A 10,074-nucleotide genomic window follows, 5' to 3' on the forward strand; every position below is an offset into this window, starting at 1 on the left:
CAGCACACCCTACCGGCGTAACCGTAGGGTGTGCTGTGCGCACCACCGTCATAGACGTTATGGCAAGTTCGCGGCTTGGATGGCGGTGAGGGCAATGGTGTAGATGATGTCGTCCACCAGGGCGCCACGGGACAGGTCGTTCACCGGTTTGCGCAGCCCTTGCAGCATCGGCCCGACGCTGACGCAATTGGCGCTGCGTTGCACGGCTTTGTAGGTGGTATTGCCGGTGTTCAGATCGGGGAATACAAACACCGTGGCATGCCCGGCCACTGTGCTGTTGGGTGCTTTTTGCAGGGCTACGCTGTCGATGGCGGCAGCGTCGTATTGCAACGGTCCGTCGAGGAGCAAATCGGGACGCGCTTGCTTGGCCAGGCGCGTGGCTTCGCGCACTTTATCGACATCGGCGCCGGTGCCCGATTCGCCGGTGGAATAGCTGATCATCGCCACCCGTGGCTCGATGCCAAAGGCGCTGGCTGAGTCGGCACTTTGCACGGCGATTTCTGCCAGCTCGGTGGCGGTTGGGTCGGGGTTTACCGCGCAGTCGCCATACACCACCACCTGGTCCGGCAGCAGCATAAAAAATACCGACGACACCAGCTTGTAACCCGGCGCCGTTTTGATCAGTTGCAGCGCTGGGCGGATGGTATTGGCGGTGGTGTGGATGGCGCCGGAAACCAGCCCATCCACTTCATCCAAGGCCAGCATCATGGTGCCAAGCATCACCGGATCTTCCAGTTGCTGAGTGGCCATCGGCGCGTTCAGACCTTTGCCTTTGCGCAGTTCCACCATGGGCGCGACGTAGCGGCTACGAATCAAATCCGGGTCGAGAATTTCCAGCCCCGGCGGCAGCTCGATGCCATGGGCTTGGGCGACCAATTGCACCTCTTCGGGCTTGGCCAGCAGCACGCACTGGGCAATGCCGCGCGCCTGACAAATAGCCGCCGCCTGCACGGTGCGCGGCTCACTGCCTTCGGGCAGGACGATACGTTTATTTGCCGCCTGCGCACGCTGCACCAACTGAAAGCGAAACGCTGGCGGCGACATGCGCTGCTCGTGCGGTTCGCCGCAGCGCTTGCTAAGAAATTCATGGTCGATATGGCTGGCAACAAAATCGGTCACCCGCTCGGCGCGCTCGCGGTCGTCGATGGGGATTTCTTTGTTCAGGCGATTAAGGTTATTCGCCGTGTCGTACGAACTGGTGGTCACCGACAGCACCGGCAGGCCGGTTTGCAGCGCGCCTCGGCACAGCTCCATGATCCGCGGGTCTGGCGGGAAGTCACTGCACAACAACAGGCCAGCCAGCGGCATGCCATTGGTGGCGGCCAGGCAGGTGGCGAGAATGATGTCGTCACGGTCTCCCGGAGTGACCACCAGTACGCCGGGCTTAAGCAGTTGCACGGTGTTGGCCACGGCACGGGCACACAGCACGATGCGCTGCATACGCCGTTGTTCGTAGTCGCCAGCGTTGATTACGCGCGCGCCAAGCAAGTCGGCGATATCACGGGTGCGCGGCGCATTCAGTTGGTCAAGCCAAGGGATGCTGCCGAGCAGGCGAAAGTCGTTGCGGCGAAACAGCGGCGAGTGGTCAAGCAGGCTGGCGCTGATCTGCTCGTCGCGCACCTTGCTGAGGATAACGCCAAGCAATGAGCCTTCTTGTGGGCCGCCAAACATTTGCGCCTGAATTTCCAGGCGGTCAGAGAGCTCGCTAATGCCTTCATCTTCCGGAGCGGTGACCAGGATGACTTCAGCATCCAGGCTTTTGGCCAGGTGCAAATTGATCCGCGCGGCGTAGCTGGTGTAGGCGGTGGGCACCATGCCCTCGACGATCACCACGTCTTTGTCGCGGGCGGCGTCTTGGTACAGACCGATAAATTCTTCCAGCAAGTCATTGAGCTGCCCTTCACCGAGCATCCGTTCGACATGGCCAAGGCTGACCGGGGCAGGGGAGTGCAGGCCGTGGGTGCGGGCGATCAGTTCGCTGGAGCGCTCGGGTCCGTGGTCGCCGGGTTGTGGTTGCGCCACCGGTTTGAAAAAACCGACCCGCAGGCCAACCCGTTCAAGGGCGCCGACCATGCCAAGGCTGATGGAGGTAAGGCCGACGCCAAAACCGCTGGGGGCAAGAAAATAGGTTTGCATGCAAATTCCTGAGCCGCGCGTGGTTCGCGCTTTTTTTATACCGGCCTGCCGGATTGGGCAGGCCGCTGATTAGGTGGCGGCAGCGCTGTTAGTGCAGTAGCTGCAGGGTATCGAGGGCGATCTGCCGCTCTTCGTTGGTGGGGATCACCAATACCCGTGGGTGGCCGTAGGCGTGAATCGTACCGGAAAGCCCGCGGATATAGCGCTCGTTGGCTTCGTCATCCAGTTGCAGATTAAGCAGGCGCAAATGGGCCACGGTTTTGGCGCGAATCAACGGTGAGTTTTCGCCGATGCCGCCGGTGAAAATCAGCCCGTCCAAGCGCGGTAGCGCGCAGCTCATGGCGGCCAGGGATTTGGCCAGGCGATAACAAAATACCTCGATGGCCAGGGTTGCGCCGTCGTGACCGTCGTGGTGCGCCTGTTCCAGGGTGCGCATGTCGTTGGACAGGCCGGATAAGCCCAGCAGCCCAGCGTCGTGGTTAAGCATGTAGTCGATCTTGTCGATATCCCAGCCCAGGCTCAGTGCCAGGTGACTGTGTAGGTTGGGGTCGACGTCGCCGCTGCGGGTGCCCATGACTACGCCTTCGAGTGGTGTAAGGCCCATGCTGGTGTCGCGACTTTCGCCGTTGACGATGGCGCAGGTGGAGCAGCCGTTGCCCAGGTGTGCGGAGAGCCAGCAGCTGTCGCTCACCTGCAAATTGCTCATCTCCGCTGCGCGGCTGCTGACGTAGCGATGGCTGCTGCCGTGGAAGCCATAGCGGCGAATACCGTGCTCGCGGTACAGCGCTTCCGGCAGGGCATAACGGAAGGCGTATTCGGGCAGGGTTTGGTGGAAGGCAGTGTCGAACACCGCGACCTGGGGCAGGTTGGGGTAGAGCTTGAGGGTGGCCTCGATGCCCATCAGGTTGGCTGGGTTATGCAGCGGGGCGAGGTGGGCGGTGGCTTTAATCTGGTTAAGCACCTGTTGGTCGATACGTCGGGCTGCACTGAAATGCTCGCCACCATGCACCACGCGGTGGCCAATGCCGTGCAGCTTGCCGCCGCAGGCGGCCTGAACCAGGGGTAGAAGCTGCGAGAGGGCGGCGCGGTGGTCGGCATTGGGGATCATCATGCTGTCCAGCTCACCACCACGACGCCAGTGCAATTCAGCGTCGTAGCTGCCCAGGTTTTGCGCTTCGCCGCTTAATGAAGTTTGCGAATGGGCTTCGTGAATCAGGGCGAACTTGATCGACGAACTCCCGCAATTGATCACCAGAATATGGCGTGCTTGCATCACTGCTCCTCGTCTTGTTCGGTCAGGGGCTCCTGCCCCTGGGCACACCAGCCGCAACGAAACGGCTGGCCAATTTTTTCCAGGCGTTGAGTGGGGTTTTGCACCCACTCGCGGTTTTGCCAGGGTGGCTGATGGCGCAGGTGTTGCGTATGCCCACAGCTCAGCTCGGCGACCCAATGGCCTTCTTCATCCTGGCGAAAGCCCTGGATATGGGTCGCCGCCTGCGGCCGTCCGTCCGCGCTCGGGTCGCTTTCGGCCGAACCCTTGGTTAAACTTGCCCGTTCTCCAATCTTCCGCAAAGGTTCTGCCCCATGCTGATCGCTGCCAATACGGCTGTCTCCATCGACTATACCCTGACCAACGATGCTGGTGAGGTGATCGACAGCTCTGCCGGCGGCGCCCCGCTGGTTTACCTGCAAGGTGCAGGCAACATTATCGTAGGTCTGGAAAAAGCCCTGGTAGGCAAGCAGGCTGGCGATGAACTGACCGTGGCCGTTGAGCCTGAAGAAGCCTACGGCGAATACAGCGCCGAGCTGGTCAGCACCCTGAGCCGCAGCATGTTTGAAGGTGTTGATGAACTGGAAGTGGGCATGCAGTTCCACGCTTCCGCGCCGGATGGCAGCATGCAGATTGTCACCATCCGCGATCTGGACGGCGACGACGTCACCGTTGACGGCAACCATCCGCTGGCTGGCCAGCGTCTGAACTTCCAGATCAAAGTGGTTGCCGTACGTGCAGCCAGCGAAGAAGAAATCGCCCACGGTCACGTGCATGGCGAAGGTGGTCACCACCATTGATTCAGCTAAGCTGCTTTAGCGGCTGACTGGATTGTGCAAAGGGCGCTTTTTTAGCGCCCTTTGTCTGTAATGACTGATTGGGAGTTCGTCATGAGTGCTTTTCACGACATCAATTTACGCGCCTTGGATGGCCAGGAATTGCCGCTTGCGCCCCTCAAGGGCAAAGTTGTGCTGGTGGTCAATGTCGCTTCGAAATGCGGCTTGACGCCCCAGTACGCGGGTTTGGAAAGTTTGTACCAGCAATACAAGGACCAGGGCTTTAGCGTGTTGGGCCTGCCTTGCAATCAATTCGCCGGCCAGGAGCCTGGCAGCGAAAGCGAGATCCAGGAATTCTGTAGCCTGAACTACGGCGTCAGCTTTCCCCTGAGCAGCAAACTCGAAGTGAACGGCCCCGGCCGGCACTCGCTGTACCGCTTGCTGGCAGGCGAGGGCGCGGAGTTTCCTGGGGACATCACCTGGAATTTCGAGAAGTTTCTGGTCGGTAAAGACGGTCGAGTGTTAGCGCGCTTTTCACCGCGTACGGCGCCCGATGATGCATCGATCGTTCAGGCTATCGAGAAAGCGCTGGCCTGATTGAGCCTGGATTCCCGCTGCGCGGGAATGACGCAGACGCTGAGAAAATTTCGTCGTCCCTGCCTAGGCGGGAATCCAGCATTGCGGAAGCTGCAGGTTCAACCCTGGTGAGCTTCGGCATTGCTGAAGCCACGATCGGCATTCAATTCATCCTGCCCATCAAAGTCGAAATCGCGCACCGGCTGGCCCTGCAATTGGGCACGTTTGAGCTGGTATTCATCAAACGACAAACCCTGGCGACTCAAGTCTTCCAATGCCTTCTGGCGAAGCTCCAGGGCGGTGTAAGGACGCAGTTCCAACATCGAATGGCCTTGGCCAGCACAACCTGTCAGAACGGTAGCGAGAAGCAGCAGGGCGATAGTAGTGAAGCGGTTCATTGGAGCCTCCTATCGGCCCGGTGAGTGAGAGTGAGGCCAGACTATTCCTCGCGCCGCTGCTGTTGAAATCGAGCCCATCAATAGCTGGTATCGGTCAAATGACCCCAACCTCACTCCCAGAAAAACCACCGCCGTCGTATCGCCATTTACCGATCCCTTTTTAGCGCTTAATCACTCCTATCAATAATGCTGGGCGGGGCGAGACGACCGGTCATATGATCGCCGCCATGAACGCAACCCAACCCAACATTCGCCTCGATAAACGTGAGCTGATCCTTACCAAAGGCTCGGAAGTCATGCTGCGTCGTGGCTACCACGGCACCGGCGTGCAAGAGATTGTGCAGGCTGCCGGTATTCCCAAAGGCTCGTTCTATCACTACTTCGCCAGCAAAGAAGATTTCGCCGTGCATGCGCTGGAGCACCTCTATGCGCCGCGTTTGCAGCGTTATGCCAGTGCGCTGAGTAACCCAGCAGCCAGCCCACGCGAACGCATTCTGAGTTTCTACGGCGAGCTGCTGAACCATTTCCGCCGCCAGGAAAAACCGCAGTACCACTGCTTTATTGGCAGCCTCAGTTTTGAAATGGCTGAGCCGTCGCAGCCGATTGGCTTGCAGGTGGAAAGCATTCTGCAGCGCTCGGTGGACATCCTCGCCCAGTGCCTGAACGAAGCGCGCGACGCCGGTGAGCTAAACGCGGCGACCGATTGCGTGGAGCTGGCGGAATTTATCGCCAATGCCTGGGAAGGCACGTTGATGCGCATGAAGGCCGGCGCCAATGCCGCGCCGCTGACTGTTTTTCTGCACCAACTGGAGCGTCTGCTGACGCCCGCTTGAACCCCACACCGGGCCTCTGGCCCCACCTGTTGCCTGTTAGGAGAAATGCATGACCGCTCTCGTCAACGCCCTGTTTGAACCCTTCCGCCTCGGCGCGCTGGAACTGCCGACCCGTGTGGTCATGGCGCCAATGACCCGCTCGTTCTCCCCAGGCGGCGTGCCGAACGCGCAAGTGATCGAGTACTACCGGAAGCGCGCTGCCGGCGGTGTGGGCTTGATCGTTACCGAAGGCACCACCGTTGGCCACAAAGCGTCCAACGGCTACCCACATGTACCGCGTTTCTTTGGTGAAGACGCCCTGGCGGGCTGGAAGCAAGTGGTCGAGGCCGTGCACGCCGAAGGCGGCAAAATCGTGCCGCAGCTGTGGCACGTCGGCAGTGTTCGCCGTATCGGCACCGAGCCGGACGCCAGCGTTCCAGGCTACGGCCCAACCGGCAAAACCAAAGATGGCGTTGAAGTCGTGCATGGCATGACCAAGCAAGATATCGACGACGTTATCGCCGCCTTCGCCCAAGCCGCCAAAGACGCCCAAGCCATCGGCATGGACGGCGTGGAAATCCACGGCGCCCACGGTTACCTGATCGACCAGTTCTTCTGGGAAGGCACTAACCAACGTGACGACGAATACGGTGGCAGCCTGGCCAACCGTTCGCGCTTTGCCATTGAGCTGATCAAGGCTGTACGCGCGGCTACCAGCCCAACATTCCCGATCATCTTCCGTTTTTCGCAATGGAAGCAGCAGGACTACACCGCGCGCCTGGTGACCACGCCAGAAGCGCTGGGTGAATTCCTCCAGCCGTTGTCCGATGCCGGCGTGGATATTTTCCACTGCTCCACCCGCCGTTTCTGGGAGCCTGAATTTGAAGGCTCCGACCTCAACCTGGCAGGCTGGACGCGCAAGCTCACTGGCAAGCCGACCATCACCGTCGGCAGCGTGGGCCTGGACGGCGAGTTTATGCAGTTTATGGTCAAGACCGATAAGGTCGCCCAGCCAGAAAAACTCGATGCCTTGCTTGAGCGTTTGCACAAGCATGAGTTTGACTTGGTCGCTGTGGGCCGTGCCTTGCTGGTGGATCCGGACTGGGCGGTGAAAGTACGCGATGGCCGCGAAAACGAGATTTTGCCGTTTAGCCGCGATGCGCTGACTACTCTGGTTTAAGTACAGCTTTCCCTTTGTTGCGCCCTTGTTGGCGCAACACTTTCAGGCCCCGCTTTTAGCGGGGCTTTTTTATGCGTAGGGAGTGCTGTGCGCACGGTGTGATCTGCCTTGAAATCGCGTGGTGCGCACAGCACTCCCTACGGATTTCGCTCCCATAAAAAACGGCGCCGAAGCGCCGTTTTTTATTCGCCTATCTGCAATCAGGCGCTAGCAGTTTCCACTTTGCGAGCCGTCAAACCCAGCAGCTCATTGCTGCGTGCGTTGACTTCACGGTACAGCGCCGCATCGGTTTCCAGGGCCTTTTCGCCCGCCGGGAAGATCGCTTTAAGCTTCTCAGCCCACTCACCGCTAACTTTGTCGGCAAAGCAGCGTTCGATCAGTTCCAGCATGATCGACACCGTTACCGAGGCACCTGGCGAGGCGCCCAACAAGGCGGCAATGCTGCCGTCTTTGGCCGCGACCAGTTCGGTGCCGAACTGCAGAATACCGCCTTTTTTCGGGTCTTTTTTGATGATCTGTACGCGCTGACCGGCAATCTCCAAGCGCCAGTCGGCGGCCTTGGCGTTCGGGAAGAAACGCTTCAAGGACTCCATGCGCTGCTCGCTGGACTGCAACACTTCGCTGATCAGGTACTTGGTCAGGTCGAAGTTGTCACGCGCCACTGCCAGCATCGGGCCGAGGTTGCTCGGGCGCACCGACAGCGGCAGGTCGAGGAACGAGCCGTGCTTGAGGAACTTGGTGCTGAAACCGGCGTATGGCCCGAACAGCAGCGATTTCTTGCCGTCGACTACGCGGGTATCCAAGTGCGGCACCGACATCGGTGGCGAACCCACCGCTGCCTGGCTGTACACCTTGGCTTCGTGCTGTTTAACGATTTCCGGATCATCGCAACGCAGCCACTGGCCACTTACCGGGAAACCACCAAAGCCGGTGCCTTCCGGAATACCGGACTTCTGCAGCAGCGGCAGCGCCGCACCACCGGCACCGAGGAACACGAAGCGCGTTTGCACGTCGCGGCTGTTGCCGGTTTCGGTGTTTTTGATGGTGACCAGCCAGCCGCCGTCATTACGCTTGAGGCCGGTGACTTTCTGCTTGTAGTTGACGCGGCAGTCGCTTTGTTCGCTGAGAAATTTCAGCAATTGGTTAGTCAGGGCGCCGAAGTTGACGTCGGTACCGGACTCGACACGGGTAGCGGCGATGGCTTCATCGGCGGCGCGACCCGGCATCATCAGCGGCATCCACTCGGCCATGGTGGCCTTGTCTTCGCTGTAGAGCATGTCATCGAAGGCATGGTGTTTAACCATGGCGGCGTGACGGGTTTTAAGGAATTTGATGCCCTTTTCGCCCTGTACAAAGCTCAGGTGCGGAATTGGGTTGATAAAGGCTTTCGGCGAGCCGAAGTTGCCTTGCTGCATCAAGTGCGCCCAGAACTGCTTCGACACCTCGAACTGGGTGTTGATCTGCACGGCTTTTTTGATGTCCACCGAGCCGTCAGCGGCTTCAGGGGTGTAGTTGAGTTCACACAGCCCGGCATGGCCGGTACCGGCGTTGTTCCAGGGGTTGGAGCTTTCGATGGCCCCCGCGCCCTGCATTTCAGCGACTTCCAGCTTGATGCCGGGGTCGAGCTCTTTCAACAGCACGGCTAATGTCGCGCTCATGATGCCGGCACCTACCAGCAGCACATCGACAGCCTCGTAATCGTTTTGCGCCATTTGCTCGCCACACTCTTGTGAAGTTGTGAAACCGTTTTTTCACGCTCTTTTGGAAACGTGAACCTCAAAAGTTCGGGTGCCACGGTTACGATCTGCGCGCTTTTACACCGCTGTAGAGCGGGCGTTAGAGCAAGGCAGAGGTGCCGGAAGGTCACGCGAAGTGGGCGACTCTCTGGGGCGGTGCGGGCTGATGCTGAGTTCATCAGGGTAGCTGCGAGGCCCGATCAGGAGACGTCCTTATAATCGGGGGCCGATTATAACGGCGAAATGACAAAAGTCGCTTTTTTGCGTGACTTTTCTTCACCCCTTGGTCAGCCCTCCAACGCCTGTTTGCCAGTTGCCCGCAGGCGGACTGATATTTTTCGCGTACCGAGTACTAAAACGCCATCACCGCCTGAACCTCGTCAGGCCTGCTGGGTCAGACATTTCAGCGCTGTCAGGCCGCGTGCGCGCTGGGTATACTGCCGGCCACTTCAAGCGGCCCGATCGGGCGTTCTAATCCCTGTGGAGAGATGAGCATGCTGCACCGTCTGTTGTTTGGTCTGATCGCTATTACCAGCCTGACCCTGGTTGGCTGTGCCCACAGCCCGCAACAACTCAGCCCGACGCCAAAACTCACCAGTAACCTGACCCCGGTTGGCCAAGGCCAGCCCGTGGTGGTGCGTGTAGTCGATGGTCGGCCATCGCCGGTACTGGGCACCCGTGGTGGCCTGTATCCAGAAACCAGCGCCATCAGCGTGCAAGGCGCCGACATTCTGCCGAAGTTGCAGCAGCAAGCTGAAGCCGCTGTCCGTCTGCTCGGCTTTACCCCGTCGCCAGGTGCGCTGAACGCACCGCAACTTACCCTGACTCTGTCTGAGCTGAAGTACCAGTCGCCCAAAGAAGGCCTGTACGTCACCGAAGCCAGCATCGGCGCCAAGTTCCGTGCGGATGTGCAAAACGCCACTCGCCGTTACAGCGGTAACTACGGCGCGACCCTGGACCAGAAATTCGGTATGGCCCCCAACCAAGACACCAACACCAAACTGGTGAGCGACGTGTTGAGCGATGCCCTGACTCGTACCTTTAAAGACCCAAGCATTGGCCAGATCCTCGCGCAGTGAGGATCAGAGGTGCAATGAAAAAGCCCGACCACTAGGTCGGGCTTTTTTGTGGGCGTTTGCGGCATTGGTGCGCACAGCACACCCTACGCAACAAGCCTTCGTAGGGTGTGC

The 10,074-nt window shown here is 59.6% G+C and carries 10 protein-coding genes; 5 read left to right on the forward strand and 5 right to left on the reverse strand.

Annotated elements, in window-relative coordinates:
• Window positions 1–57: 57 nt before the first annotated feature.
• The 3 genes from pta to AAAB16_RS16555 form a co-directional block, all read right to left on the reverse strand.
• Complete coding sequence (gene pta / locus AAAB16_RS16545) at window positions 58–2,136, reverse strand: phosphate acetyltransferase (RefSeq protein ID WP_340664303.1); 2,079 nt, start codon at window positions 2,134–2,136, stop codon at window positions 58–60.
• An 88-nt stretch (window positions 2,137–2,224) separates the two neighbouring features.
• A complete protein-coding gene (locus tag AAAB16_RS16550; RefSeq protein WP_340664304.1) occupies window positions 2,225–3,409 on the reverse strand; it encodes an acetate kinase in 1,185 nt (394 codons plus the stop codon).
• On the reverse strand, window positions 3,409–3,708 hold the full coding sequence (locus tag AAAB16_RS16555; protein ID WP_340664305.1) for a DUF3565 domain-containing protein: 300 nt from the start codon (window positions 3,706–3,708) through the stop codon (window positions 3,409–3,411). The genes AAAB16_RS16550 and AAAB16_RS16555 overlap by 1 nt, the downstream gene beginning before the upstream one ends.
• A gap of 12 nt (window positions 3,709–3,720) precedes the next feature.
• On the opposite strand from AAAB16_RS16555, the gene AAAB16_RS16560 reads away from it, so the two are divergent.
• Window positions 3,721–4,206 carry a peptidylprolyl isomerase gene (locus AAAB16_RS16560; RefSeq protein ID WP_110616883.1) on the forward strand — a complete coding sequence of 162 codons (486 nt, stop codon included), beginning with the start codon at window positions 3,721–3,723 and terminating at the stop codon, window positions 4,204–4,206.
• A 90-nt stretch (window positions 4,207–4,296) separates the two neighbouring features.
• The gene (locus AAAB16_RS16565) at window positions 4,297–4,779 is read left to right on the forward strand and encodes a glutathione peroxidase (RefSeq protein WP_340664306.1); all 483 of its coding nucleotides are present in this window, start codon (window positions 4,297–4,299) and stop codon (window positions 4,777–4,779) included.
• Between the two features lie 98 nt (window positions 4,780–4,877).
• On the opposite strand, the gene AAAB16_RS16570 is transcribed toward AAAB16_RS16565, so the two are convergent.
• Window positions 4,878–5,156 (reverse strand): hypothetical protein, encoded by a 279-nt coding sequence (locus tag AAAB16_RS16570; RefSeq protein ID WP_340664307.1) that lies wholly within the window; start codon window positions 5,154–5,156, stop codon window positions 4,878–4,880.
• Between the two features lie 215 nt (window positions 5,157–5,371).
• Between AAAB16_RS16570 and AAAB16_RS16575 the strand changes: the two genes are divergently transcribed.
• Both AAAB16_RS16575 and AAAB16_RS16580 read left to right on the forward strand, forming a co-directional pair.
• Window positions 5,372–5,989, forward strand: a complete 618-nt coding sequence (locus tag AAAB16_RS16575) for a TetR family transcriptional regulator C-terminal domain-containing protein (protein ID WP_340664308.1) — start codon at window positions 5,372–5,374, stop codon at window positions 5,987–5,989.
• A gap of 49 nt (window positions 5,990–6,038) precedes the next feature.
• Complete coding sequence (locus AAAB16_RS16580) at window positions 6,039–7,148, forward strand: NADH:flavin oxidoreductase (RefSeq protein WP_340664309.1); 1,110 nt, start codon at window positions 6,039–6,041, stop codon at window positions 7,146–7,148.
• 200 nt (window positions 7,149–7,348) lie between these two features.
• Here AAAB16_RS16580 and mqo read toward each other — a convergent pair whose 3' ends face one another.
• Window positions 7,349–8,860, reverse strand: coding sequence for a malate dehydrogenase (quinone) (gene mqo, locus AAAB16_RS16585; RefSeq protein ID WP_340664310.1), 1,512 nt, complete (start codon window positions 8,858–8,860; stop codon window positions 7,349–7,351).
• 518 nt (window positions 8,861–9,378) lie between these two features.
• Between mqo and AAAB16_RS16590 the strand changes: the two genes are divergently transcribed.
• Window positions 9,379–9,963, forward strand: coding sequence for a YajG family lipoprotein (locus tag AAAB16_RS16590; protein WP_340664311.1), 585 nt, complete (start codon window positions 9,379–9,381; stop codon window positions 9,961–9,963).
• Window positions 9,964–10,074 lie beyond the last annotated feature (111 nt).

This window comes from Pseudomonas sp. (assembly GCF_037994325.1).
Taxonomy (GTDB): Bacteria; Pseudomonadota; Gammaproteobacteria; order Pseudomonadales; family Pseudomonadaceae; genus Aquipseudomonas.

Excerpts from the sequence above, each read along its gene's own strand:
- AAAB16_RS16570 (WP_340664307.1), bottom strand. The coding sequence starts at position 5,156 with ATGAACCGCTTCACTACTATCGCCCTGCTGCTTCTCGCTACCGTTCTG.
- AAAB16_RS16560 (WP_110616883.1), top strand. The coding sequence starts at position 3,721 with ATGCTGATCGCTGCCAATACGGCTGTCTCCATCGACTATACCCTGACC.
- AAAB16_RS16565 (WP_340664306.1), top strand. The coding sequence starts at position 4,297 with ATGAGTGCTTTTCACGACATCAATTTACGCGCCTTGGATGGCCAGGAA.
- AAAB16_RS16550 (WP_340664304.1), bottom strand. The coding sequence starts at position 3,409 with ATGCAAGCACGCCATATTCTGGTGATCAATTGCGGGAGTTCGTCGATC.
- mqo (WP_340664310.1), bottom strand. The coding sequence starts at position 8,860 with ATGGCGCAAAACGATTACGAGGCTGTCGATGTGCTGCTGGTAGGTGCC.
- AAAB16_RS16580 (WP_340664309.1), top strand. The coding sequence starts at position 6,039 with ATGACCGCTCTCGTCAACGCCCTGTTTGAACCCTTCCGCCTCGGCGCG.
- AAAB16_RS16590 (WP_340664311.1), top strand. The coding sequence starts at position 9,379 with ATGCTGCACCGTCTGTTGTTTGGTCTGATCGCTATTACCAGCCTGACC.
- pta (WP_340664303.1), bottom strand. The coding sequence starts at position 2,136 with ATGCAAACCTATTTTCTTGCCCCCAGCGGTTTTGGCGTCGGCCTTACC.
- AAAB16_RS16575 (WP_340664308.1), top strand. The coding sequence starts at position 5,372 with ATGATCGCCGCCATGAACGCAACCCAACCCAACATTCGCCTCGATAAA.